We start from the raw sequence: 24,194 nt of genomic DNA on the forward strand, positions 1-24,194 counted from the left end.
CATATTTTGGGAAGAATCTGTGGATAACTCGCGGATAGCCACAATGATCTCGGTCCGGCGAAAGTTATTCGAGAGTCATCCCTCTCCCCGACCGCCTGTTGTTCGCGGCCTCTCGAAATTTTTCTAGCCATTGGGGACAACCAGTCTTGTGACGATACGAAAGTTCTGACTCAGAGCGGTCCGCGCTGTGAACGACTCGGTTTAACTGCATAGCTAGAAACGCTTTTTCTCCCATATAACCGTTATTTTTAAGATTTTCGTAACCCAAAGTGTTGCCAGCGATCTGTGGATAACTCTGTGGGGAAATAAAAGATAGAATTTTATCCACACAGTCCACAGCACTACATCAATCACATTCTTTTTCTAAATATCTTTATATTAAAGAGGGAAAAACCGGGGCTTGACCGAGAGCCTGAGACAAACGAGAGAAAGAGTGATGAATCTTTATCTCTGGCTAAAATTTGCCCATATCGTGAGCATGGTCGCTTGGATGGCCGGATTGTTCTATCTGCCCAGGCTCTTCGTTTACCATGTCGAGCGCCCTCAGGCGGTCGAAACCTTCCAAATCATGGAAGACAAGCTTTACAGGCTCATCATGAACCCGGCCATGATGGCGACTTGGGTGTTTGGCTTAGCGCTCATAACGATTGGTGCCGTCGATTTCAGCATGGTTTACATGTGGGTAAAGCTCGTTGCCGTCATTGCGCTCACCGGATTTCATCTTTGGTTGAAGAGCATCATTATTGATTTAAGAAATGGGAAAAATCGACGAGACGGGAAATTTTATCGCTTAATCAACGAGATACCGACGATCCTGTTGATTATCATCGTCGCGATGATTGTGGTGAAACCCTTCTGACTTGACTCTTGCGTCCCAAATGGGCATCTAATCGCGAAATGCGCCGTCCGGCGTGATGTTTTCCCAAATATAGTATCTTAAACAGGATCTTTTGATGGAACAGCGTTCCTTATCGCTTTCGGAACTGAAAGCAAAAAGCCCTGCGGATCTTCTGACGATGGCGGAAGAAGTTGGTGTCGAAAACGCGGCATCTATGCGCAAGGGCGAAATGATGTTCAGCATTCTCAAGGAGATGGCTGAAGACGGGGCCGAGATTACCGGTGATGGCGTACTTGAGGTTTTGCAGGACGGATTTGGTTTTCTGCGTTCGCCGGAAGCGAACTATTTGCCGGGCCCCGACGATATCTATGTCAGCCAAAGCCAGATTAAGAAATTTGCGCTGCGCACGGGCGACACAATTGAGGGTGTGATTTCTGCGCCCAATGACGGTGAGCGCTATTTTTCTCTGGTGAAAGCAAAGCAAATTAACTTTTCCGATCCTGAGGCTGCGCGTCACAAGGTGCATTTCGACGATTTGACCCCGCTTTTCCCCGATGAGCGCCTGCGTCTGGAGATTGAGGATCCGACAATTAAGGACTTCTCAGCGCGCGTGATCGATCTGGTCGCGCCAATCGGTAAGGGTCAGCGAAGCCTGATCGTGGCGCCGCCGCGAACGGGTAAAACTGTGATTTTGCAGAATATTGCTCATTCAATTAAGAAAAATCACCCCGAATGCTTTCTTATCGTGCTGCTGATTGATGAGCGCCCCGAAGAGGTGACGGACATGAAGCGCTCGGTCGACGGCGAGGTCGTGTCCTCGACATTTGACGAGCCGGCGTCGCGCCACGTGGCTGTTTCGGAAATGGTTATCGAGAAGGCGAAGCGGCTTGTTGAGAGTAAACGAGACGTTGTCATCCTCCTCGACTCCATCACGCGCCTTGGGCGGGCCTACAACACGGTGATTCCGTCTTCGGGTAAGGTCCTGACCGGCGGTGTCGACTCCAATGCTCTGCAGCGTCCCAAGCGTCTCTTCGGGGCTGCGCGGAATGTTGAGGAGGGTGGCTCGTTAACCATCATCGCGACGGCGCTGATTGATACAGGTAGCCGGATGGACGAAGTCATTTTCGAGGAATTTAAAGGGACGGGGAACTCCGAGCTGGTTCTGGATCGCAAAATCGCGGACAAGCGCGTCTTCCCTGCCATCGACATCATGAAGTCTGGTACGCGGAAAGAGGACTTGCTGGTCGATAAGGCTGAACTGACAAAAATGTTCGTGCTTCGCCGCATTCTCAACCCGATGGGGACGACGGATGCCGTAGAGTTCCTGCTTGGGAAGTTGAAGCAGACGAAAACCAATGGCGAGTTTTTCGACTCAATGAACAGTTAACCTATATTATTCAATAGGTTAAGCACCCGCGTCAAAGACGCGGGTGTTTGCATTTGGAGAGGCTATGGACACGATTTTTGCGCTATCGACAGCTCCAGGGCGCGCCGGTGTTGCCGTGATGCGGGTGTCCGGGCCAGCTGTTGCTCGTGTGGCAAACAGGCTTATGTCCTCGATGCCGGCGCCGCGCCGCGCCGCAGTTCGGGTGATTTCCGATGGGGATGACGCGATAGACGAGGCGCTGGTCCTCTATTTTCCTATGGGTGAGAGCTTCACCGGTGAAGAGGTTTTGGAGTTGCATCTTCATGGGAGTCCGGCAGTCGTCTCGCGCGTTTCGTCAATCCTTTCTGAGATTGACGATGTCCGTGCTGCGGAGGCTGGCGAATTTACGCGGCGCGCTATGGAAAACGGCCGCCTCGATTTGGCGGAAGTCGAGGGTCTCGCTGATCTGATCGACGCGGAAACGGAGGCTCAGCGACGCCAGGCGCTTGTGGTCATGCGGGGCGGGTTAACCGAAAAGGTTGAGTCTTGGCGGCACGATTTGCTTCGAGCGGCGGCTTTGATTGAGGCGACGATCGATTTTGCGGATGAAGAGGTTCCGGTAGATGTTTCTCCTGAGGTTAGTGAGCTATTAGAACGACTAAAGGAAAGTCTCAAAGGAGAAATTGCGGCGGCGCATGTCGCGGAGCGTATTCGCGATGGTTTCGAGGTCGCGATTTTGGGTCGCCCGAATGTCGGAAAGTCGACGCTCCTGAACCGTATCGCGGGGCGTGATGTGGCGATCACGTCGGAGATTGCTGGAACAACACGGGATGTGATCGAAGTCCGAACCGATCTGGGTGGATTGCCGGTGACGTTCCTCGATACTGCAGGGTTGCGTGAAACCGAGGATGTTGTCGAATCGGTCGGTGTGGATTGGGCACGGAAGCGCGCGGCGGAGGCGGATCTTCGCGTCATTCTTCTTGAGGAAGATGTCAGCGAAATAGAAGACATGGCTGTCACCGTGAAGCCGCAGGATATTGTCCGCTTTGGAAAGGCGGATATCCCGGGCCGCAGCACTGGTGTTTCGGGAAAGTCGGGTGAGGGCCTTAGCGAGCTTCTTGACGAGATTAAGTCGCGACTTGAGCCCAAACTTCAGATCGGTGCCACCGCCATTCGTGAGCGCCAGCGGAGGGCGGTTGAACAAGCACTGGCGTCTATTGATCGAGCATCTGTCGCGTTAGACAATGACGAGAACTCGGAGTTGATCGCGCTAGAGATCAGAGACGCTTTATATGCGCTCGACAATTTGATAGGACGTGTGGGTGTTGAAGATATCCTTGGCGAGATATTTTCGAGTTTCTGCATCGGAAAATAGGTGTTTCACGTGAAACAGGCGAATTTTGATGTTGTTGTGATCGGCGGCGGCCATGCTGGCACCGAAGCTGCCGCTGCGGCCGCGCGCCTTGGTGTCCGCGTGGCACTAGTAACGCATCGCGCGGATCGTATTGGCGAGATGTCCTGCAATCCGGCGATTGGTGGCCTCGGAAAGGGCCATCTTGTCCGTGAAATTGACGCGCTTGGCGGGTTGATGGGCGTTTGCGCAGATCAGGGCGCTATCCAGTATCGTCTTCTGAACCGCCGGAAAGGTCCCGCCGTTCAGGGCCCGCGTGCTCAAATGGATCGTGTGAAATATCGCGAGGCGATCCAACGGGCGGTCGCGGACACCAGCATCCGAGTTATTTCCGCAGGCGTAGATGATCTGCTGACCGTCGGCAGCCGAGTGACTGGCGTTGTTCTGGAAGATGGAAGTGAAATCCATGCACGGGCAGTCGTTCTAACGACCGGGACGTTTTTGAGTGGCGTCATCCATATGGGCACGGAGCAAATTCCTGCTGGTCGCATGGGCGATCCTGCGGCGACAGCGCTCGGGCAGCGTCTTCGTGGTTTGGAATTACCGCTCGGGCGGTTGAAAACAGGGACACCGCCGCGTCTGCGTGCATCGTCGATTGACTGGGAAAGCCTGGAGGAGCAACCCGGCGATGATTCGCCGACCTATCTATCCTTCCGCACGAAGGAAACGCATCTCCCGCAGATTTCATGCGCTATCACGCATACGAACAGCCAAACGCACGACATTATTCGCGCCAATCTCGATAAGTCGGCCATGTATGGCGGGACGATAGAAGGCGTGGGCCCGCGCTATTGTCCGTCGATTGAGGACAAAATTACGCGTTTCGCGGATAAGGACTCCCATCAGGTTTTCCTCGAGCCTGAGGGTTTGGACTGGGATGTTGTCTATCCGAATGGCATTTCGACGTCGCTCCCCGTTGATGTGCAACAGGATTATGTCCGCTCAATGAAGGGGTTGGAGCAGGTCGAGATTTTGCAGCCGGGTTATGCGATCGAGTATGACTACGTCGATCCGCGTGCTTTGTCGCGTGAGTTGGAGCTCCAATCGCTCGAAAACCTTTGGCTCGCCGGGCAGATCAACGGGACCACGGGGTATGAGGAGGCGGGCGCTCAAGGCCTGCTCGCAGGAGCCAACGCGGCCCTTCGTGTGCTCGACAAAGCGCCTTTGGTTTTCGACCGGGCAACCGCCTATATCGGCGTGATGATCGACGATTTGGTTACGCGCGGTGTTTCCGAGCCGTATCGAATGTTCACCTCGCGCGCCGAATACCGTCTGAGCCTTCGGGTTGACAATGCGGATCAGCGTCTGACGCCGATTGCACGCGAATACGGGCTCATTGATGATGAACATTGGCAGCATTATTCGGAGAAAGCGGAGAAGATTGAGGCTTTGACGTCTACTTTGGAGGGCTTGGAGCTTACACCGCAGGAGGCTGCGATACATGGGCTGAAGCTGAATCAGGACGGCGTGCGCCGCGACGCTGTGACACTGCTTTCTTACGCGGATATCCATTTTGCTGATCTTCAGAATATCTGGCCGGAGCTTGAAGATGCGGAGCCGGAGATTGCGGCCCAAATCGAACGGGATGCGCTTTATGCGCAGTATTTGAAGCGTCAGACGAGCGATATTGATGCGATGCGCCGCGATGAGGCGTTGGCTATTCCCGCGGACCTAGCCTTCGCGGAGATCTCCGGTCTTTCGAACGAACTTCGTGGCAAGTTGAAGAAAATTCGTCCGGAAACGATTGGGCAGGCATCGCGCATCGAGGGGATGACCCCCGCAGCTTTGACGTTGCTGATCGCGCGGATCCGTTTGCATGAGAAGCGTTTGTCGGCGTGACGTCTCTCTGGACGGAAAAATATAGCGCGAAAAGTCAGGCCGGGCTCACCGCCTATGCGGCACTTCTGCGGAAGTGGAATCCTGCGATTAACTTGGTTTCTCCAAAAACCTTGGATCAAATTGAAGATCGCCATCTTCGGGACAGCGCGCAGGTTTTCGAGGTTTTGCCTGAAGATGCACAGCATTTGGTGGATTTTGGGTCGGGTGGGGGCCTGCCGGCACTGGTCTTGGCGATTTTGGCCGATGGCGAGAGCAGGGCTCTCAAAACAACCATGATCGAGTCCGATAAACGTAAATCGGCCTTTTTGCGTACGGTTGCCTTGGAGTTGGGCTTAACCAACGCTCATGTCATCGCTGATCGGGTCGAGAATGTGCCAAATCAAGGTGCGGATATCATAACGGCCCGCGCGCTCGCGCCTCTGTCACAGCTTTTGGATTATGCCGCGATCCACGCAACCCTCGAAACACGCTGCTTTTTTCTCAAGGGGAAGCAATATCGCGCTGAAATTGATCAGGCGGCGCAAGATCACCGCTTTAGCTACACCGTGCATCCCAGTATAACGGAGCGAGGAGCCGCGCTTTTGGAGATTGGAGACGTTTATCATGGGGCATGAAACCAAGATTTTCGCGATTGCCAACCAGAAGGGCGGCGTTGGCAAGACGACGACAGCGATTAACCTCGGCACGGCGCTTGCGGTCTTCGGGCGACGCGTGTTGCTGATCGACTTGGATCCGCAGGGGAATGCGTCTACGGGTCTCGGGGTGTCTTATGATGATCGGACCGCGACGAGTTACGATTTGATCGTGGATAGCGTGCCGCTGAAAGAGATTATCCGCGAGTCGAGTGTTCCTGGCCTCTCGATTGCGCCGTCGAACTCGGATTTGAGCTCGGCCGATATGGCGCTCGTTTCGGAGAAGGGGCGGCTGTTTCGGCTAAAGACAGCGCTCGACCTCTATGATGGCGAGAAATTCGACTATGTGCTGATCGATTGTCCGCCGTCGCTTAACCTGTTGACTTTGAACTCACTTGTAGCGGCGAGCGATGTGATTGTGCCGCTCCAGTGCGAATTCTTCGCGCTCGAAGGGTTGTCTCAACTTATGCAGACGATCAAGGAAATTCGCGACGGATTGAACCCCGGTTTGCGGATTCAGGGGATTGTGCTGACGATGTATGACCGCCGGAACAATCTGTCGGAGATGGTCGAGAAAGATGTGCGGAGCAATCTTGGCCGTTTGGTTTTTGAGACGATCATTCCGCGGAACGTGCGGTTGAGTGAAGCGCCGTCGCATGCGCTTCCGGCGCTCATTTACGACCATAAAAGCACGGGGAGTATTGCGTATCAGAAGCTTGCGGCGGAACTTTTGAACCGTGTAGGCGATGCTGAGGAGCTTGAGGAAAGGACAGGATCATGAGCGGATCGAACGAAAAACGGGGTCTTGGGCGCGGATTGAGCGCACTTCTTGCGGATGCGGAGTATGAAGAAAGCGAACCGACGACCTCTGCGGACAGCCATATTGCGATTGATTTGATCCGTCCGAATCCAGACCAGCCGCGGAAGTCGTTTCGGCAGGAAGATCTTGAAAACCTTGCCTCTTCTATCCGACGTAAAGGGGTTATTCAGCCGCTGATCGTGCGGAAGGATCCGGAGAGTCCACGTGTTTACCAGATCGTCGCAGGGGAGCGGCGCTGGCGAGCGGCGCAGATGGCGCGGCTTCATGAGGTGCCGGTTGTCATTCGCAATCTGAGCGAGGCCGAAGTTCTCGAGATTGCGATTATCGAGAATGTGCAGCGTTCGGATTTGAACCCCATTGAGGAGGCGCTTGGCTATCGGCAACTGCTAGAAAAGTTCAGTCATACGCAGGAGCGACTCGCTGAGGTGATCGGGAAGAGCCGTAGTCATATTGCCAATAGTTTGCGGCTGTTGACGTTGCCGGAGCCGGTGCAGGCGCTCGTTGTGTCCGGGGGGTTGAGCGCGGGTCATGCTCGTGCGTTGATTACGTCGGAGAATGCGGCTGAGTTGGCGCAGAAGGTTGTGAAGGGTGATCTGTCGGTCCGTGAGACGGAGAAGCTTGTTCGCGCCGAGAAAGAGCCGAAGGCGGATAGCAAAGAGAAGCTCACCGGCAAAGACAGCGACACCAAGGCGCTTGAGGGGGATTTGGCGGCGCATCTGCGGATGAAGGTCGATATCCGCCATAATCAGGCGAAGGAGACGGGCGAACTTCGGATCAGCTACAAGAATTTGGAGGAACTGGAAGCGCTTTGCCAGTTGCTGAGCCGTTAAGTGAGCAGCATTTCAATCAAGCGATTGAGGACAGGGCGGCCCTTCGAGGTCGCCTTTAATTTTGTGTTGGTGCGGGCGAGATAGCCGCTGTCGATGAGGTCGCGAAGATTGGATTGGTTCAGGCCATCGTCGAGCTTTTCGAGGGGGAGGCCATCGGTGAGGCGGAGGCCCATCATGACGGTTTCCTCAAATTGTTCTTCTGCGGTCACAGCCTGACGGAGAGATTCTCCATTGTCGCGCTCGGCGTCCTTTAACCAAACTGCCGGCGCAAGCTGTGTCTCTGTCGCCCATTTCGTTTCACGTGAAACAAACCGGCCATGCGCGCCCGGACCAAGCCCAATGTAGTCGCCATAATTCCAATAAATCAGGTTGTGGCGGCTTTCTGCGCCCGGTCTGGCATGGTTGGAAATTTCATAGGCTGGCAGTCCAGCGCGCTCGGTCTCTTCTTGGGTTAACTCGTAAAAATCGGCGCCGAGGTCGGGCGAGGGCAGGCCGCGCAGCTTGCCGCGTTTGTAGAGATCGCCGAAGCGGGTGCCGGGCTCGATGGTGAGTTGGTAGAGGGAGAAGTGATCGACGGCCATGGCGGTGGCTTCGCGGAGTTCTTTTCGCCAGTCGTCCAGCGTTTGATCTTGGCGCGCGTAGATTAGATCGAAGCTGACACGGTCGAAAATCTTGCGGGCCGTATCGAAGGCGGTGCGGGCTTCGGCGACGCTGTGGAGTCGGCCGAGACGTTTTAGATCCGCGTCGTTCATCGCTTGGATGCCCATGGAGATGCGGTTGACCCCTGCGTCTGCGTACCCACGGAAGCGGTTGGCTTCTACAGATGTGGGGTTTGCTTCGAGTGTGATCTCTATATTTGGTGCGGTTGCCCAGGTTTTGCGGATTTCGTCGAGGATACCGTGAACTGTCTCTGGGGCCATCAGGCTCGGCGTTCCGCCGCCAAAAAACACGGTTTCGACGCGTTTTTCGCGCAGTTCACGCCCCATGCGCTGGATTTCCGACTGAAACGCGCGGAGCCAGCGGGTTTGGTCCACTTGCGACACCACATGGCTGTTGAAGTCGCAATAGGGGCATTTAGCGGCGCAGAAGGGCCAGTGGATGTAGACGCCGAGGCCGTCAGCCAAAGATCTGCTCCATCAGTTTGTGGATCGCGCGGGCGCGGTGGCTGATGCGGTTTTTCTCCTCCGGCGCCATTTCGGCGAAAGTGCGGGTCTCGCCGTCGGGCTGAAACATCGGGTCGAAGCCGTGGCCAGTCTGGCCGCGATAGGGCCAGGCGAGGGTGCCGTTGACTTCACCGACCGCGCGGACCTCTTCGCCGTCGGGCCAGATCATCACGAGGGTGCAGTTGAAATGCGCGGTCCAGGGGGCCGGGATCTCCGCCTCTTCCAGCGCGGCGTTGACCTTTTCCATGGCCATGGGGAAGTCGCGGCCCTCAGGGGTTTCGGCCCAGTCAGCGGTGTAGACGCCGGGTGCGCCGTTTAGCCCGTCCACGCAAAGGCCGCTGTCGTCGGCGAGCGCGGGAAGGCCGGTGGCCTCCATCGCTGCGCGCGCCTTGATCCGGGCGTTGCCGAGGAAGGTGGTTTCGGTCTCGTCTGGCTCGGGCAGGCCCAACTCGCCCGCGGAGACCACCTCGACGCCGCGCGGGCTGAAGAGGGCGCGAAACTCTTCGAGTTTGCCGCTATTATGGGTCGCGATGACCAGCTTGGTCTCTTCGAATTTACGGCTCATGCGGTGGCGGCTTTCTGGGCGGCGATCAACTCGGCCATGCCTTTTTCGGCGAGATCCATCATCTGGTTGAACTCGGCGCGAGTGAAGGTTGCGCCCTCGGCGGAGCCTTGCAATTCGATAATTCCGCCGCCATCGGTCATGACGATATTGGCGTCGGTCCCGGCTTCGCTGTCCTCCAGATAGTCGAGATCGAGGACGGGCAGGCCGCCATAGACGCCGCAGGAAATCGCCGCGACATGGGATTTGATCGGGTCTTCCTTCAGCGCGCCGCTCTCGATCAGTTTGTTAACCGCGAGGCGCAGGGCGACCCAACCGCCGGTGATCGACGCGCAGCGTGTGCCGCCATCGGCCTGAATGACGTCGCAATCGACGGTGATCTGGCGCTCGCCGAGGGACAGGCGGTCCACTCCTGCGCGCAGGCTTCGGCCTATGAGGCGCTGAATTTCCTGCGTGCGGCCCGACTGCTTGCCCGCTGTCGCTTCGCGGCGCATCCGCGAGCCGGTGGAGCGGGGCAGCATCCCGTATTCCGCCGTCACCCAGCCAAGGCCGGATTTGCGCATCCAGGGCGGCACATTCTCTTCGACCGACGCCGTGCAGAGGACATGCGTGTCGCCCATCTTAATGAGGCAGGAGCCTTCGGCATGTTTTGTCACATTCGTCTCGATGACGACATTTCGCATTTGGTCGGGGGTCCGTCCGGATGGGCGCATGAGCTAGCTCCTTTTCACATCTGCCCCTCCATAGAGCGAGATTATCCACAGGTCCACCGGGCTTGATTGACGCTGCGAGGGTGCAGGCTTACATTTCGAGGCAATGCAAGAGAGACCCGACCTCAATGACCGCGCCCGCGAGGTGTTTCGCCGCCTTGTCGAGGCCTATCTGGAAACGGGTGAGCCTGTGGGAAGCCGTGCGCTGTCGCGCGATTTTCCGGAAAAAGTGTCCCCGGCGACGATCCGCAATGTGATGCAGGATCTGGAGTATCACGGGCTGTTGGCGAGTCCCCATGTATCCGCGGGGCGGATCCCCACTCAGAGCGGGTTGCGGCTCTTTGTGGATGGGCTGATGGAGATCGGCAATCTCGACATGGAGGAGCAGCGCCGCATCGAGGCGGATATGGGCATGGAGGATGCGGACCTCACGGCCCGGCTCGACCGGGCGGGGCAGGTGCTGTCCGGCCTCACACGCGGCGCGTCGCTGGTGCTGGCACCGAAATCGGAGACGCCGATCACCCATCTGGAATTCGTCTCCCTCGGGCCGGAACGCGCCCTTGTGGTGCTGGTCACGGCGGACGGCCAGGTGGAGAACCGCGTGTTTCAGCCGCCTGTTGGCGTGACGCCCTCGGCGCTCAGAGAGGCGGCAAACTTCCTGTCCGCGATCCTTCAAGGCCGTACGCTTTCAGAAATGCGCCTTGTGGTGGCCGAAGAGATTTCCAAGCGTCGTCAGGAGCTTGACGTGCTGGCGCAGTCGCTCATTGCGAGCGGCGTGGCGCAGTGGGACCATGAGGAAAGCGACGAGGCGCGGCTGATCGTGCGGGGACGCGCCAATCTGCTCCAATCGGGGGTGGATCCGGCGGATCTCGACCGTGTGCGCGGTCTTTTCGATGATCTGGAGCGCAAGCGCGACCTTGTCCGCCTGCTCGATCTCACCGAGGGCGGAGCCGGGGTGAAGGTTTTTATCGGCTCCGAGAACAAGCTTTTTTCGCTCACGGGTTCATCTTTGGTCGTTTCGCCCTATATGGACGGATCGAAAAAGGTTATTGGCGCTGTGGGCGTGATCGGCCCGACGCGGCTCAACTATGGGCGCATCGTGCCGATTGTCGATTATACAGCGCAACTTCTGGGACGACTCGTCTCGGATGGCGATTGGAGAGGCTAATGCAAGACGACGACAAGAACATGGATGTTCCGGAATTTGACGAGGAATTCGACTCGCCGCTGGATGACGAGGCGCCGGACCCGATTGACGCGCTGACGGCGGAGCGGGACGAGCTGAAGGACCGTCTGCTGCGCTCGCTGGCGGATCAGGAAAACCTGCGCAAGCGCTTCCAGAAGGAGCGGCAGGATGCGGAAAATTTCGGCGGCACGCGCCTCGCGCGGGACCTTCTGCCGGTGCATGACAACCTCGCGCGGGCGATTGACGCAATTGATCCGAAGCTGGCGGAGCAGGCCAAGGGGCTCGTTGAAGGGATCGAACTGGTTCAGAAAGAGCTGCTGGCCGCGTTTTCCAAGCACAAGATCGAACGCCTGACCCCGGAGGTTGGCGACAAGTTCGATCCGCAGCTTCATGAAGCGATGTTTGAGGCGCCGGTGCCGAATATGGAGCCGGGCCATATCATTCAGGTGACCGATAGCGGTTTCACCATTGCGGGCCGGCTCTTGCGCCCCGCCAAAGTCGGCGTGGCGGCCAAGCAGGGTTAATCGATTAAGGCTTTCAGCTTGTAGATGAGATCAAGCGCCGCTTTGGGCGTGAGTTCATCGGGGCGGATTTCGGACAGGGCCTCTTCCAGTTGGGAGGGGCCTTTTTCTTGCGCCTGAGCTGGCGGCGCGGCCATCGCGAAGAGCGGCAGATCGGTGATGAGATCGGCCGCACTCGGGCTGGATTCGCCGCTTTCGAGGCGTTCGAGAATCTCTTTGGCGCGGCTGGTTACGGCTTGGGGGAGGCCAGCCAACTTCGCGACCTGCACGCCGTAGCTCTTATCGGCCACGCCTTCACGGATTTCGTGCAAAAAGACGATCTCGCCTTCCCATTCGCGCACGGCGACGGTGGCGTTTTTGGCGCGCGGGAGATCCGCAGCGAGGGCCGTAAGCTCATGATAATGCGTCGCAAAGAGGGTGCGGCACTGGTTCACTTCGTGCAGATGCTCCAGCACGGCCCAGGCGATCGAGAGGCCGTCCCATGTCGCTGTGCCACGCCCGATTTCATCGAGGATCACGAGCGCGCCTTCGCGGGCCTGGTTGAGGATCGTGGCGGTTTCGACCATCTCGACCATGAAGGTCGAGCGCCCACGGGCGAGATCATCCGCCGCGCCGACTCGGGAAAAAAGCTGCGTGACGATGCCGATTTCCGCGGACTCCGCAGGGAGATACGCGCCGATCTGCGCGAGGACGGCGAGGAGGGCGTTCTGACGCAGGAAAGTCGATTTCCCTGCCATGTTCGGCCCGGTCAGCAGCCAGACGGGGTTTTCACTGAGGTCGCAGTCATTCGGGATGAAGGACTCGCCTTGTCTGCGGAGCGCGGCTTCTACGACAGGGTGACGCCCTGATGTGATCACAAAATTGCTGCCATTTGTGATCACAGGACGGATCCAGTCTCCACGCTGTGCCAAATCTGCGAGTGCGGCGGAGAGGTCAATCTCGGCCAATGCGGCCGCTGCGGCGCTGATGGCGCTGGACTGTTCGAGGATCGCGGCGCGAAGGATGGCGAAGATTTCGGCTTCCTTCGCCAGCGCCGCGCCGCCCGCGTTGAGGATCTTGGTTTCCAGCTCAGTCAAATCCTGCGTGGTGAAACGGACCGCGTTGGCGGTGGTTTGGCGATGGCGGAAGCGCTCGGATCGCGCCAGCATGTTGTCGGCATGTGTCGCAGGCGTTTCGATGAAGTAGCCAAGGACGTTGTTGTGCTTGATTTTCAGGGCATTAACACCTGTCTCGGCGGCGTAATCTTTCTGCATCCCTGCAATCACGCTGCGGCCTTCGTCACGCAATTTACGGGCGTCGTCCAGGTCGTCGCTATAACCCTCGGCGATGAAACCGCCGTCGCGGGCCAGGAGCGGGGGTTCGGCGATGAGTGCAGCGTCGAGCAAGTCCAGCAATTCGTCGTGACCCGTCAGGGCTGTGCGCGCGGCGGTCAGCAATTCCGGCACATCGCCCGAAATGTGATCACAAATTTCTCCCGCCTGCGCTAAACCATCCCGGATAGCGGCGAGGTCGCGCGGACCGCCGCGTTCTAGTGCGAGGCGGGAGAGGGCGCGGTCCATGTCCGGCACGGCGCGCATGGCGCTGCGAATGTCGTCGAGCGGGCCGTCGAGGCACCATTGCAGCGTATCTTGCCGGTCCACGATTTCGTCGTGATCGGTGGAGGGGGCGGCGAGCCGGGACTCTAGCAACCGAGCGCCTGCGCCGGTCACGGTGTGGTCCACGGCGCGCAGCAGCGACCCGTCGCGGCCGCCATTCATGGCGTGGGTGAGTTCGAGATTGCGGCGGGTGGCCCCGTCAATCTGCATCGTGCCGCCGGGGCGCTCCTGCCGGGGCGGGCGCATGAGAGGGAGTTTGCCCTTCTGCGTCAGGTCGAGATAGTGGACGAGCGCGCCCATGGCCGCGATCTCGGCGCGGGTGAAGCTGCCGAACCCGTCCAGCGTCTCCACACCGAAGAGATCGCAGAGCCTCTTTTCGCCATTCTGGCTGTCGAACGTCGAAGGCGCTTGCTCGGTGACCGTGACGCCATACGCTTCGGCGCGGTCGCGATACTCGGGCGCGGTGAGCACTTCGCTGGGGGCGAGGCGGGCGAGCAGCGGGCCCATGCCATCGGGACAGGTGGAGACGTGGAACGCGCCGGTGGACATGTCGGCCCAAGCGAGGGCGGACTGGCCGCGGACCTCGGCGAAGGCGGCGAGATAGTTGCTGGCGCGGGCGTCGAGGAGACTCTCTTCGGTGAGCGTGCCGGGAGTCACCAACCGGACCACATCGCGCTTCACGACCGATTTGGAGCCCCGTTTCTTCGCCTCCGCCGGGTCCTCAAGCTGCTCGCACACCGCCACACGGAAGCCCTTGCGGATCAGCGTCAGCAGATAGCTTTCCGAGGAATGGACTGGCACGCCGCACATGGGAATGTCCTTGTCCTCATGCTTGCCGCGTTTGGTCAGCGCAATGTCGAGGGCCGCCGCCGCCTGAACCGCGTCGTCAAAGAACAGCTCGTAGAAATCGCCCATACGATAGAAGAGCAGCGCGTCGGGGTGACGCGCCTTGATCTCAAGATATTGGGCCATCATCGGCGTGGGTGCGGACATATGCGTTCCTTTCCCTACCCGTCTAACGCAGGGATTTGGCGCGGAAAAGAGCGCAGCGCGATTGCCGAAGCGGTGAGCGCTTGCTAAGCCTTTATAAAAAGGGAGGGGTTATGTCCAACCGCCGTAAAGTCACCGACGAAGAAGCGCTTCACTATCATTTGCATCCGACGCCGGGGAAGCTGGAAATCAGCGCCTCGACGCCGATGAGCACGCAGCGGGACCTCTCGCTGGCCTATTCGCCAGGTGTGGCGGTGCCGGTGAACGCCATCGCGGCGAACCCGGAGACAGCCTATGACTACACCACCAAGGGCAATATGGTCGCGGTGATCTCGAACGGGACGGCGATTTTGGGTCTCGGCAATCTGGGCGCGCTGGCGAGTAAGCCGGTGATGGAGGGCAAGTCGGTCCTGTTCAAGCGCTTTGCGGATGTGAACTCGATTGATTTGGAGCTGGACACGGAAGACCCGGACGCCTTCATCAATGCGGTGAAGCTGATGGGGCCGTCTTTTGGCGGGATCAATCTGGAGGACATCAAGGCGCCGGAGTGTTTCATTATCGAGGAAACGCTGAAGGAGCTGATGGACATTCCTGTCTTCCACGATGACCAGCACGGGACAGCGGTGATCTGCGCGGCGGGGATGATTAACGCGCTGCATATTTCCAAGAAGAAGATCGAGGATGTGAAGATCGTCCTCAATGGGGCTGGGGCCGCCGGGATCGCCTGTATTGAACTGCTGAAGCGGATGGGTGCGCAGCATGACAATTGCATCGTCTGCGACACGAAGGGCGTGATTTACCAAGGCCGCACCGCGGGGATGAACCAGTGGAAATCGGCTCATGCGGTGGCGACGGAGTTGCGGACGTTGGAGGACGCGATGAAGGGCGCGGATGTGTTCCTCGGCGTGTCCGCCAAGGGCGCGCTGACGCGGGAGATGGTCGCGAGCATGGCGGATAATCCGGTGATTTTCGCCATGGCGAACCCGGACCCGGAGATCACTCCGGAAGAAGCACAGGCCGTGCGCAAGGATTCGATCGTCGCGACGGGACGTTCGGATTATCCCAATCAAATCAACAATGTGCTGTGTTTCCCCTATCTGTTTAGGGGGGCGCTCGATATTCATGCGCGGGCGATCAATGACGAGATGAAGATCGCTTGTGCCGAGGCGCTGGCGAAACTGGCGCGGCAGGATGTGCCGGATGAGGTGGGGCTCGCTTACGGACAGAAGTTGAGTTTCGGGCGCGATTACATCATCCCAACGCCGTTTGATCCGCGTCTGATTTATACGATTCCGCCTGCCGTTGCGAAAAGCGGGATCGATACGGGCGTGGCGCGCCGTCCGATCATCGATATGGCGAGTTACAAGCAGAGCCTGCGGGAGCGGCTCGATCCGACGGCGTCCATCGTGCAGGCACTTTATGCGCGGGCCATGTCGCGACAGGCGCGGATCGTCTTTGCCGAGGGCGACGATCCGCGCGTGGTGCGTGCGGCGGTGGCCTTTGCGCGCGGCGGCTTGGGGCAGGCGGTCGTCGTCGGGATTCCCGAAGACATTGAGCGGATGTTGCAAGAGGCCGGGATGCCTGAGGCGATCAACGAGATCGAGGTGACCAATGCGAGCCTTCGGCCCGACATGGATCTCTTCGCGGACTTCCTTTACCGTCGCTTGCAACGGCGCGGCTTCGATCAGCGGGACACGCGGCGGATGGCGAACCGGAACCGACATGTCTTCTCGGCGCTGCTGGTTGCGCGCGGGGAGGCGGACGGGATGGTCACGGGCGCGACCCGGAAATCGGCGCATGTGCTCGAAGAGATCGGCCATGTCTATGACGTGGCTCCGGCGCAGGGCGCGGTGGGTGTCACGGCGCTCATGGTGCGCGGGCGGTTGGTGCTGATCGCGGACACGCTGGTGCATGAATGGCCCGAGGCGCATGATCTGGCGGATATTGCGGAATCGGCGGTGAAGGTTGCGCGCAGTTTCGGGCTGGAGCCGCGCGTTGCGTTCTGCTCCTTCTCGAATTTTGGGCATCCGATGTCCGAGCGGGCCGAGAAAATGCACGTTGCGCCAAGTGTCCTCGACAAACGCCGGGTGGATTTCGAATATGATGGCGAGATGACCGCCGATGTGGCGCTCAATGCGGATGTTATGGCGAATTATCCATTCTGTCGCCTCTCCGGCCCGGCGAATATCCTCGTGATGCCAGCGCGGCATTCGGCCTCTATCTGTGTGAAAATGTTGCAGGAACTGGCGGGCGCGACGGTGATCGGGCCGATCTTGACCGGCGTGAACGGGCAGATCAAACTCTGCTCCACCAGCTCCACCTCGTCGGACATTCTCAACATGGCGGTGATGGCTGCGGGCGAGGTCGGCTGATGGCGATCTGGAATCTCGGGTCGGTCAATATCGACCATGTTTATACATTGCCGCATTTCCCGGCGCCCGGTGAAACCTTGTCGAGCACAGGTTACGACTCCGGGCTGGGCGGGAAGGGCGCGAACCAGTCCGTCGCGGCGGCGCAGGCGGGCGCGAAGGTCTGGCATATGGGCGCGATCGGGCATGATGGCCTTTGGGCGCGCGAAGTGCTGGAACTGAAAGGCGTCGATCTGGAGCATCTGGAAATCGTCGATGTGCCGACGGGTCATGCGGTGATTTATGTGGACGGCTCGGGCGAGAATTCCATCGTGATCTTCCCCGGCGCGAACCATGCGGTCTCGGTTGAAGCTCTCGACAAAGCGTCGCCTGAGGACTGGCTGCTACTCCAAAACGAGACGACGCTTGTCACCGAAGCGGCGAAGGCGGCGAAAGACGCGGGCCTCAAGGTCGCCTATGTCGCAGCGCCCTTCGAGGCGGAGGCGGCGCAGGCCGTACTGCCCCATGTGGATTTGCTCATGGTAAATGAGGGTGAGGCGGCCGCGCTGGCCGAGGCTGTCGGGAAAGACCCGCTCGATCTGCCTGTTCCGATGCTGCTCATCACCTATGGCGCGAAGGGCGCGACCTTCCGCGGCCCCGAAGGCTCTATCGAGACGCCAGCGTTTCACGTGAAACCCGTTGACACGACCGGGGCAGGCGATACGTTCTCCGGCTATTTCCTCGCGGCGCTGGATCTCGGCGCGGCCCCTGCGGAGGCGCTTCGGCGCGCATCGGCGGCGGCGGCGTTGCAGGTCACGCGGCATGGCGCGGTGGAGGCCATTCCGTCCGCCGCCGAGGTGGATGATTTTTTGAAAGAGAACGCATGAAACTGATTATCGACACGGATCCCGGCATTGACGATTTGATGGCCATTTTCACGGCCATGGCGCTGCCGGAGATCGAACTGGTCGGGCTGACGACGATTTTTGGCAATGTGACGGTCGAGACGGCGACGCGGAATGCGCTGCGTCTGGTTGAGATGGCGGGGCGGGATGTTCCTGTGGCGCAGGGGGCCGCGAAGCCGCTTGCGATGCCGGCGATCACGCCCTCTGCGCATGTCCACGGGGCCGAGGGGTTTGGCAATATTCCGGCGGAGACGCCGAAGGGGACGGCGGACAGCCGGGATGCGGCGGATTTCATTATCGACATGGCGAAGGCGCATCCGGGCGAGTTGGTGCTCTGCCCGATTGGCCCGTTGACGAATATCGCCGAGGCGGTGACGCGCGCGCCGGAGATTGCCGGGATGATCAAACAGGTCGTCATCATGGGCGGGTCGGTCGATGAGGGTGGGAACATCACGCCCCATGCCGAGGCGAATATTTACCATGACCCCCATGCGGCGAATACCGTCTTCGCGGCGGATTGGGAGGTGGTGATGATCGGCCTCGACGTGACTCACCGGACGCTTTGCACCGCAGAGGATTTCGCCGCGCTAAAAGCCGCCGCGCCGCGTATTGGCGGGTTCATCCATGAGGCAGCGGAGTTCTATCTGCATTTCTATACTACGGTCGGGAAGTTCGACGGCGCATCGCTGCACGATCCGGCGGCGCTTCTGGCCTGCCTCTATCCCGAGGATTTCACACTTGAGGAGATGCGTCTCCGGGTCGTCGAAGAGGGCGAGCAGATCGGGGCGACCGTCCGCGATCCCGAAGGCGGTCTAGTGCAGGCGGCGATGAAGGTGGATGCCGCGCGGGTGCAGCAGCGCTTCATGGACGCGATCAAAAGCTGGGATTAAGGATTGCGTCCTGCCGCTTTCCATGGATTGATCTTCGGAAAAAGGGGAGGACCGCATGTCTCTGGAAATCTGGCTGGCCTTCGTTGCCGCATCGACCGCGCTGTTGCTGATCCCCGGCCCGACGGTGCTGCTCGTCCTCAGCTATGCGCTTAGTCATGGCCGGAAGGTGGCGCTCGCAACCGTGGCGGGCGTTGCGCTTGGCGATCTGATTGCGATGAGTGCTTCGCTGGCCGGTCTTGGGGCGATGGTGCTGGCGTCGGCGCAGCTCTTTACCCTGCTGAAATGGTGCGGCGCGGTTTACCTCATTTATCTCGGGGTGAAGATGCTGCAAAGCGCGCCGCGCCTCGCGCTCGATGACGCGCCGGAGAGACCGACCCGCGAGATCTTCGGCCACGCCACGGCGGTGACGGCGCTTAATCCCAAGTCGATTGCGTTTTTCATCGCCTTCGTGCCGCAATTCCTGAACCCGGTCGCGCCACTCCTGCCGCAATTCGTGATCCTGATTGCAACCTTCGTGGGCCTCGCCGCGATCAATGCGCTGGCCTATGCACTCATCGCCGACCGCATTCGCGCGCGACTCGTGAAGCCCGCCGCGATCCGTTGGCTGACCCGATTTGGCGGCGGCGCCCTCATCGCCATGGGTGGGGCAACCGCGCTGATGCGGCGAAGTGCCGCCTGAGCGGCCCCATTCCTTTGCCGCCTTCTGACGCGTAGGTTATACAAAGTTAACCAATAAGGAGTGCGCGACATGGAATCAAAGAGATGGTGGATCGTTCTGGGGCTCGGCATCTTGTCGATTGTCACCGGGATCATTGCGCTGATTAACCCATTTGCGGCCAGCTTGGCGGCCACAACGATTGCAGCGGTTGGCTTTCTGATCGTCGGCGGGGTCTCGGCCTGGGCGGCCTGGGGCGAGAGCTGGTGGACCGTGGCAACCGGGATCCTGGCCGTGCTGCTCGGCCTCGCGATCATGATTAACCCGATTGCCGGCATGGCGTCGCTGACCCTGATGGTCGGCTTCCTGATCGCCATGATGGGCGGGGTGCGGATCGCCGCGGCCTTCAAGATGCGCCCGAACGACAACTGGGTGATCGTGCTGATCTCCGGCCTCGTGTCGCTTCTGCTCGCCGCGATGATCCTGTTGAACTTCCCGGCCTCGGCGCTGACCATTCTCGGGATCTTCCTCGGCATCGACCTGATGATGAACGGCATGTTTCTCTCGGTCTTCGGCTACGCGCTGCGCCCCGGCGACGACTTCCACCCGGAGGACGTCTTTCCGGGAATCGACAAGCTGAAGGAAGAGTATGATGAGCGCCGTGCTGCGGCTGAGGCGGAGGGCGAAGCATCGCCCGAAACGGAAGATGATAGGCCACCGCAGCAGGGGCTGTGATAGGTCGAGCCTATGAAAACCCGCCAGCCATCCGATTTGGCGGGTTTTTATGTGAAGTTTCTCGTTGAAACAAAATTCCGATGAAAAGCTTCCCTGCGTCACATCCTTACACGCCCATTGATTTCGCACATGCAGCATGGCATGGTCCCCGCACTGGGAGGACCATATGTCGGAGATCTTCGGCGACATTCGCCGCGGAACGATTTGCATTGAAGATATCTCCGTGGGCATGACACGCAGCCTGCGGAAGATCGTCGAGGATGTGGATCTGGAATATTTCGCGCGGATCTCCGGGGATCGAAACCCGGTCCATTTCGATGAGGACTACGCCAACCAGACGATTTTCGCGGGCCGGATCGCGCATGGGATGGTGACGGCGTCGCTGATCTCTGCAGTGATCGGCGAGCAACTTCCGGGGCATGGCACGATTTACATGAAACAATCGCTGAGTTTCTTGGCGCCGGTCCGTCCTGGCGATGAGGTCGAGGCGCGAGTCACCGTGAGCGCGATCGACTATCCCAAACGTCGCGTCTCGCTCGATTGCTGCTGTGAGGTGGACGGCGCTGCCGTGCTGCGCGGCGAAGCGTTGGTGCTCGCGCCGACAGCGAAGTTTGATTGAGGGGAGTCGCGGGATATTGCCGATTTAATTGGTTTTACTTAGATACCTTATTTAAATCTGAAGTATGAGCGAGATAAATTAAAAATTATATTTTAAATTTCAATATCATAAAGCGCCGTGCGCGCCGCCGCTGGCATTGTTAACACTAACTTCCGAATCTCTGGGTTAACCCTAAATGCGTATTGGCTAAATTTTATCTTTTTTGTAAGAGATGGGGTGCTGCCTATGGAGGAAAGAGTGACGACGCTTATTTTTGACGGTATAACCCTGAACGAAAATCGCTATTATTTGAGCGATGTGATTTCTGACAGAAGAGTAAAAATTGTTTTCGAGGGTAACACCGATTATTTTTATTATTTCGTAAATACGGATGGAAGTTCTATCAGCTCTCCCACCATCTACAATATTTACCACCTAGGAAGAACGTTCAAAGGTGATGAAAATTCTGGCTATGGCTTCGTCGATATAATTCGCGCAGGCGAAGATTCTACAGTTTTTTCATTTTTCCCGAATGGATTTTCTCGCCAGACGGTTGCGTTCATGACGAGCGTCGATGGCATGGCGACGCCATCTGCTGATGATTACAGCGCGTTAGAGACCTACTTCGATTACTACGACATCAGAGAAAACACAGGTAATTTTCGCCCTGCGACCCAGATCGATTTTTCGTCTATGGAGGGCGTCACCATAACGCAAAATGACAAGATCGTAGGGGCCGCAGGGAGAGATGTTTTCCGTTCGGGCGATGGTCGGGATCAGATCGACGCTTATCTTGGTAACGATATCGTTCATGCTGGTCGTGGCGACGATGTCGTATATGGCAACGATGGGAATGACAGGCTGAACGGCAATGCTGGAAACGACATTCTAAATGGTCAAGAAGGTCGCGATGTAGTTGCTGGCAACCGCGGAAACGACTGGATTGCAGGAAACGCTGGCGACGACAAACTTGATGGCGGTTTGGGCGCTGACAAGATTTTTGGCGGCTATGGCGACGACATTGCTCGTGGCGGCAGCGGTTTCGACAATATTAGCGGAAACCAAGGGTCTGATACATTATTTGGCGATGCCGGCGCAGACATCTTAAGCGGTAACGAGGACAGCGATCGCCTGCATGGCGGGAGAGGCGATGACTTCATTGCCGGCAATTTTGGCGATGATTTTCTGAATGGTAACTTAGGTGCTGATGATCTTTTTGGTGGCGTGGGTCGCGACATCCTCGACGGTGGTCTGGGCGATGACGAGTTGAGTGGCGGTTCAGGCGCTGACGTCTTTGTCTACAGGAAAGACTACGGTGTCGACGAAGTCGAGGACTTCTCCGACGCGCAGGACATGTTGCATATCGACGGCGACCTTATGCGTGGCGGTGCGGCAGAGACTGTCAGGAAGATCGGACAAGTGGATGGCGACGATCTTATTCTTGCGTTCGGTGGTGGCAACCGCATTGAGCTTGAAGATTATATGCAGTCAAATGATGTGTCCGATCTTTACGACAACATCGTGGTTATCTGATCTTCCAATTAGCTAGGGACCAAAGCCGCATTCGCATGCGGCTTTTTTATTACCAAACGTTAACAAAGATTGAATCCTGTAAATACCTCAGTTATTTCAGAAATATAATCGCGAGGTAAGTGGGGTATCTTTCAATGAGCGAATATTTAGAGTCGTTGCGAGCGCAGCCTTTTGGCGTGCAGTTCAAGTCGTTGTTCAACGACCGAGAGCTATTTTTCAGAGGCGTTCAGCGCATTCGAGGCACTGAGGCGTCGGAAGAGCTATCAGGAACCAGCGAAGCTGACTATTTCAGGTCTTTTGCCGGGAATGACACGATTTACGCCGGTAGCGGTGACGATCTGATCCGCAAGTTGCGGGACAATGCGGTTATTTATGCTGGCTCTGGAGACGACATTCTGGACACGGGCAGCCTGAACAGAACCGACGGCGGCGAAGACAAAGTATTCCTAGGCGCTGGTGATGATGTGATCTGGGATCGTGGCGGTATATTGCGTGTGTCGGGAGGTGCCGGCAACGACGTGATCTACGCGAATTACGCGGGTGCCGATCAGATCTACGGCGGCGATGGGGATGATCGCGTTTTTGCCTATCTCGATGACGACATGATCTACGGCGGTGCCGGGAACGATGTGCTGAACGGCAACCAAGGCGCTGACACGATCAATGGCGGGATTGGAGATGACGTGATCCGCGGCCAGATCGGGAGTGATACTCTTCAGGGTGCTGGAGGAAACGACCGAATCTTTGGCGGCAACGGCGACGACACTATCTTCGGTGGTGCAGGCAATGATGTCATTTCCGCCAACAACGGCAACGATGTTGTCAGGGGTGGCGCCGGAAATGATCGCATGTCTGGTGCGCTCGGCGATGATCGCCTGAACGGTGACGCGGGCAACGACGTGATCAAGGGCGATTTTGGGAAAGACCGTCTTGCTGGCGGCGATGGTGTGGATCGTCTCAGCGGCAACAACGGCGCGGATCAAGTTTTCGGCGGCCGGGGTAATGATTTTCTCGCAGGCAATCAGGGCAATGACCGCTTGTTTGGCAACAATGGTGCGGACAAGCTTTTCGGCGGGATCGGCAATGATCTCATGAATGGCGGCACCGGCAATGACCTTCTCGCTGGCGGCAAGGGTCGCGACACCTTTGTTTTCAATGTCGGTTATGGCGAGGATACCGTCACGGATTTCATCGATGTGATCGACGCGATCAATTTCGACGTCAATCTCTTCGACGGTGATCCGATTGACGAGCTGCGGGATCTCGCGACGGCGGATGGGGATGACCTCGTTTTCGACTTCGGCGGTGGGGATGTGTTCCAGGTGAACAATTATCTGGCGCGATTCACCTTCGACGATCTTGTCGACAATATCCTGATCGTCTGATGCTGACTTTCTGGGGGCTGACCAATTGCGATACTTGCCGCAAGGCGCGAAAGCAGCTTGAGGGCGGCGGGGTTCCGTTCACCTTTCGCGACATTCGCGAGTCGCCCCCGGAGGCAGATCTTATTCTGACCTGGATCGACTCGCTTGGCCGCGACGCGATTCTTAATAAGCGCTCGACCACTTGGCGGGCGCTTTCTGAGTCTGAAAGGGCGGGAATCGAGTCGGATGAGGGGGCTGCGAAGCTCATGGCGGCGAATCCGACATTGATAAAGCGCCCGATTCTGGAAGACGGTACGCGGGTGACCGCAGGCTGGAGCGCGAAAATCGCCGAAAATTGGGGTCTCTGAGCGAAACCTCTCACAGACAGCGCAAGAATCCTGTTCGCGACACGGGGTCGGCTGTGGTATTCTTTCGATCTGCGAAAAAATTGCAGTTTTGTGAAAAAAGGTGTTGCGGCCTCCAGCGCAGGGGCCTATACCCCGCTCTCACCGGCAGCGGACAGGCAATGAGCCAAGACGCTGAAGGGGTCGGAAAGACGAGCAAATGCAAAGGCTTACCGACATGCTCTTTGACATTATGTATCCAAGATTGAAGGGATATGAGGGTGGTTTGGTTGTCGTTTATTGCGACAGAGACGTTTCCTTGTATCTTGCCTTTTAGGGGTGATGAGCCCTGATGATGA

The 24,194-nt window shown here is 58.1% G+C and carries 22 protein-coding genes; 18 read left to right on the forward strand and 4 right to left on the reverse strand.

Annotation, left to right across the window (positions count from 1 at the left end):
* Positions 1-436: 436 nt before the first annotated feature.
* The 7 genes from hemJ to ACMA5I_RS09335 all read left to right on the forward strand — a co-directional run bounded on the left by hemJ (position 437) and on the right by ACMA5I_RS09335 (position 7,736).
* Positions 437-859, forward strand: a complete 423-nt coding sequence (gene hemJ, locus ACMA5I_RS09305) for a protoporphyrinogen oxidase HemJ (RefSeq protein ID WP_525885986.1) — start codon at positions 437-439, stop codon at positions 857-859.
* A 94-nt stretch (positions 860-953) separates the two neighbouring features.
* Positions 954-2,225 carry a transcription termination factor Rho gene (rho, locus tag ACMA5I_RS09310; protein WP_525885987.1) on the forward strand — a complete coding sequence of 424 codons (1,272 nt, stop codon included), beginning with the start codon at positions 954-956 and terminating at the stop codon, positions 2,223-2,225.
* Between the two features lie 64 nt (positions 2,226-2,289).
* A complete protein-coding gene (gene mnmE, locus ACMA5I_RS09315; protein ID WP_525885988.1) occupies positions 2,290-3,579 on the forward strand; it encodes a tRNA uridine-5-carboxymethylaminomethyl(34) synthesis GTPase MnmE in 1,290 nt (429 codons plus the stop codon).
* Positions 3,580-5,454, forward strand: a complete 1,875-nt coding sequence (mnmG, locus tag ACMA5I_RS09320) for a tRNA uridine-5-carboxymethylaminomethyl(34) synthesis enzyme MnmG (protein WP_525885989.1) — start codon at positions 3,580-3,582, stop codon at positions 5,452-5,454.
* Positions 5,451-6,068 carry a 16S rRNA (guanine(527)-N(7))-methyltransferase RsmG gene (gene rsmG / locus ACMA5I_RS09325; RefSeq protein ID WP_525885990.1) on the forward strand — a complete coding sequence of 206 codons (618 nt, stop codon included), beginning with the start codon at positions 5,451-5,453 and terminating at the stop codon, positions 6,066-6,068. Before mnmG ends, rsmG begins: the two co-directional genes overlap by 4 nt.
* The gene (locus tag ACMA5I_RS09330) at positions 6,058-6,867 is read left to right on the forward strand and encodes a ParA family protein (protein ID WP_525885991.1); all 810 of its coding nucleotides are present in this window, start codon (positions 6,058-6,060) and stop codon (positions 6,865-6,867) included. The genes rsmG and ACMA5I_RS09330 overlap by 11 nt, the downstream gene beginning before the upstream one ends.
* Complete coding sequence (locus ACMA5I_RS09335; RefSeq protein WP_525885992.1) at positions 6,864-7,736, forward strand: ParB/RepB/Spo0J family partition protein; 873 nt, start codon at positions 6,864-6,866, stop codon at positions 7,734-7,736. The genes ACMA5I_RS09330 and ACMA5I_RS09335 overlap by 4 nt, the downstream gene beginning before the upstream one ends.
* Here ACMA5I_RS09335 and hemW read toward each other — a convergent pair.
* The 3 genes from hemW to rph are packed head-to-tail and all read right to left on the reverse strand — an operon-like array spanning position 7,733 to position 10,174.
* A complete protein-coding gene (gene hemW / locus ACMA5I_RS09340; protein ID WP_525885993.1) occupies positions 7,733-8,860 on the reverse strand; it encodes a radical SAM family heme chaperone HemW in 1,128 nt (375 codons plus the stop codon). The genes ACMA5I_RS09335 and hemW overlap by 4 nt on opposite strands.
* Entirely contained in the window at positions 8,853-9,464 is a 612-nt protein-coding gene (rdgB, locus tag ACMA5I_RS09345; protein ID WP_525885994.1) for an RdgB/HAM1 family non-canonical purine NTP pyrophosphatase, read from the reverse strand. Before rdgB ends, hemW begins: the two co-directional genes overlap by 8 nt.
* Positions 9,461-10,174, reverse strand: a complete 714-nt coding sequence (rph, locus tag ACMA5I_RS09350) for a ribonuclease PH (RefSeq protein WP_525885995.1) — start codon at positions 10,172-10,174, stop codon at positions 9,461-9,463. The genes rdgB and rph overlap by 4 nt, the downstream gene beginning before the upstream one ends.
* 103 nt (positions 10,175-10,277) lie before the next feature.
* Here rph and hrcA point away from each other — a divergent pair, with 103 nt between their 5' ends.
* Positions 10,278-11,339 (forward strand): heat-inducible transcriptional repressor HrcA, encoded by a 1,062-nt coding sequence (gene hrcA / locus ACMA5I_RS09355; RefSeq protein ID WP_525885996.1) that lies wholly within the window; start codon positions 10,278-10,280, stop codon positions 11,337-11,339.
* Complete coding sequence (locus ACMA5I_RS09360) at positions 11,339-11,881, forward strand: nucleotide exchange factor GrpE (RefSeq protein WP_525885997.1); 543 nt, start codon at positions 11,339-11,341, stop codon at positions 11,879-11,881. The genes hrcA and ACMA5I_RS09360 overlap by 1 nt, the downstream gene beginning before the upstream one ends.
* Here ACMA5I_RS09360 and mutS read toward each other — a convergent pair.
* Positions 11,878-14,466, reverse strand: a complete 2,589-nt coding sequence (gene mutS, locus ACMA5I_RS09365) for a DNA mismatch repair protein MutS (protein ID WP_525885998.1) — start codon at positions 14,464-14,466, stop codon at positions 11,878-11,880. The genes ACMA5I_RS09360 and mutS overlap by 4 nt on opposite strands.
* A 110-nt stretch (positions 14,467-14,576) precedes the next feature.
* Here mutS and ACMA5I_RS09370 point away from each other — a divergent pair, with 110 nt between their 5' ends.
* The 9 genes from ACMA5I_RS09370 (at position 14,577) to ACMA5I_RS09410 (ending at position 23,859) form a co-directional block, all read left to right on the forward strand.
* Positions 14,577-16,835 carry a phosphate acyltransferase gene (locus tag ACMA5I_RS09370; protein WP_525885999.1) on the forward strand — a complete coding sequence of 753 codons (2,259 nt, stop codon included), beginning with the start codon at positions 14,577-14,579 and terminating at the stop codon, positions 16,833-16,835.
* Positions 16,835-17,698 (forward strand): ribokinase, encoded by an 864-nt coding sequence (locus tag ACMA5I_RS09375; RefSeq protein ID WP_525886000.1) that lies wholly within the window; start codon positions 16,835-16,837, stop codon positions 17,696-17,698. Before ACMA5I_RS09370 ends, ACMA5I_RS09375 begins: the two co-directional genes overlap by 1 nt.
* A complete protein-coding gene (locus ACMA5I_RS09380; RefSeq protein ID WP_525886001.1) occupies positions 17,695-18,606 on the forward strand; it encodes a nucleoside hydrolase in 912 nt (303 codons plus the stop codon). Before ACMA5I_RS09375 ends, ACMA5I_RS09380 begins: the two co-directional genes overlap by 4 nt.
* Before the next feature lie 55 nt (positions 18,607-18,661).
* On the forward strand, positions 18,662-19,285 hold the full coding sequence (locus ACMA5I_RS09385) for a LysE family translocator (RefSeq protein WP_525886002.1): 624 nt from the start codon (positions 18,662-18,664) through the stop codon (positions 19,283-19,285).
* Positions 19,286-19,354: 69 nt separating this feature from the next.
* On the forward strand, positions 19,355-19,996 hold the full coding sequence (locus tag ACMA5I_RS09390; RefSeq protein WP_525886003.1) for an HdeD family acid-resistance protein: 642 nt from the start codon (positions 19,355-19,357) through the stop codon (positions 19,994-19,996).
* 166 nt (positions 19,997-20,162) lie between these two features.
* Complete coding sequence (locus tag ACMA5I_RS09395; RefSeq protein ID WP_525886004.1) at positions 20,163-20,615, forward strand: MaoC family dehydratase; 453 nt, start codon at positions 20,163-20,165, stop codon at positions 20,613-20,615.
* A 237-nt stretch (positions 20,616-20,852) separates the two neighbouring features.
* Positions 20,853-22,127 carry a calcium-binding protein gene (locus ACMA5I_RS09400; protein ID WP_525886005.1) on the forward strand — a complete coding sequence of 425 codons (1,275 nt, stop codon included), beginning with the start codon at positions 20,853-20,855 and terminating at the stop codon, positions 22,125-22,127.
* Positions 22,128-22,261: 134 nt separating this feature from the next.
* Entirely contained in the window at positions 22,262-23,512 is a 1,251-nt protein-coding gene (locus ACMA5I_RS09405) for a calcium-binding protein (RefSeq protein WP_525886006.1), read from the forward strand.
* The gene (locus ACMA5I_RS09410) at positions 23,512-23,859 is read left to right on the forward strand and encodes a Spx/MgsR family RNA polymerase-binding regulatory protein (protein ID WP_525886007.1); all 348 of its coding nucleotides are present in this window, start codon (positions 23,512-23,514) and stop codon (positions 23,857-23,859) included. The genes ACMA5I_RS09405 and ACMA5I_RS09410 overlap by 1 nt, the downstream gene beginning before the upstream one ends.
* Positions 23,860-24,194 lie beyond the last annotated feature (335 nt).

Source organism: Jujubicoccus corallicola (assembly GCF_047345645.1).
Taxonomy (GTDB): Bacteria; Pseudomonadota; Alphaproteobacteria; order Rhodobacterales; family Rhodobacteraceae; genus JBLEFH01.

Excerpts from the sequence above, each read along its gene's own strand:
- ACMA5I_RS09410 (WP_525886007.1), top strand. The coding sequence starts at position 23,512 with ATGCTGACTTTCTGGGGGCTGACCAATTGCGATACTTGCCGCAAGGCG.
- ACMA5I_RS09385 (WP_525886002.1), top strand. The coding sequence starts at position 18,662 with ATGTCTCTGGAAATCTGGCTGGCCTTCGTTGCCGCATCGACCGCGCTG.
- ACMA5I_RS09405 (WP_525886006.1), top strand. The coding sequence starts at position 22,262 with ATGAGCGAATATTTAGAGTCGTTGCGAGCGCAGCCTTTTGGCGTGCAG.
- ACMA5I_RS09390 (WP_525886003.1), top strand. The coding sequence starts at position 19,355 with ATGGAATCAAAGAGATGGTGGATCGTTCTGGGGCTCGGCATCTTGTCG.
- ACMA5I_RS09330 (WP_525885991.1), top strand. The coding sequence starts at position 6,058 with ATGGGGCATGAAACCAAGATTTTCGCGATTGCCAACCAGAAGGGCGGC.
- ACMA5I_RS09335 (WP_525885992.1), top strand. The coding sequence starts at position 6,864 with ATGAGCGGATCGAACGAAAAACGGGGTCTTGGGCGCGGATTGAGCGCA.
- rho (WP_525885987.1), top strand. The coding sequence starts at position 954 with ATGGAACAGCGTTCCTTATCGCTTTCGGAACTGAAAGCAAAAAGCCCT.
- ACMA5I_RS09370 (WP_525885999.1), top strand. The coding sequence starts at position 14,577 with ATGTCCAACCGCCGTAAAGTCACCGACGAAGAAGCGCTTCACTATCAT.
- hrcA (WP_525885996.1), top strand. The coding sequence starts at position 10,278 with ATGCAAGAGAGACCCGACCTCAATGACCGCGCCCGCGAGGTGTTTCGC.
- ACMA5I_RS09360 (WP_525885997.1), top strand. The coding sequence starts at position 11,339 with ATGCAAGACGACGACAAGAACATGGATGTTCCGGAATTTGACGAGGAA.
- rph (WP_525885995.1), bottom strand. The coding sequence starts at position 10,174 with ATGCGCCCATCCGGACGGACCCCCGACCAAATGCGAAATGTCGTCATC.
- ACMA5I_RS09375 (WP_525886000.1), top strand. The coding sequence starts at position 16,835 with ATGGCGATCTGGAATCTCGGGTCGGTCAATATCGACCATGTTTATACA.
- ACMA5I_RS09380 (WP_525886001.1), top strand. The coding sequence starts at position 17,695 with ATGAAACTGATTATCGACACGGATCCCGGCATTGACGATTTGATGGCC.
- mutS (WP_525885998.1), bottom strand. The coding sequence starts at position 14,466 with ATGTCCGCACCCACGCCGATGATGGCCCAATATCTTGAGATCAAGGCG.
- rdgB (WP_525885994.1), bottom strand. The coding sequence starts at position 9,464 with ATGAGCCGTAAATTCGAAGAGACCAAGCTGGTCATCGCGACCCATAAT.
- hemJ (WP_525885986.1), top strand. The coding sequence starts at position 437 with ATGAATCTTTATCTCTGGCTAAAATTTGCCCATATCGTGAGCATGGTC.
- mnmE (WP_525885988.1), top strand. The coding sequence starts at position 2,290 with ATGGACACGATTTTTGCGCTATCGACAGCTCCAGGGCGCGCCGGTGTT.
- ACMA5I_RS09395 (WP_525886004.1), top strand. The coding sequence starts at position 20,163 with ATGTCGGAGATCTTCGGCGACATTCGCCGCGGAACGATTTGCATTGAA.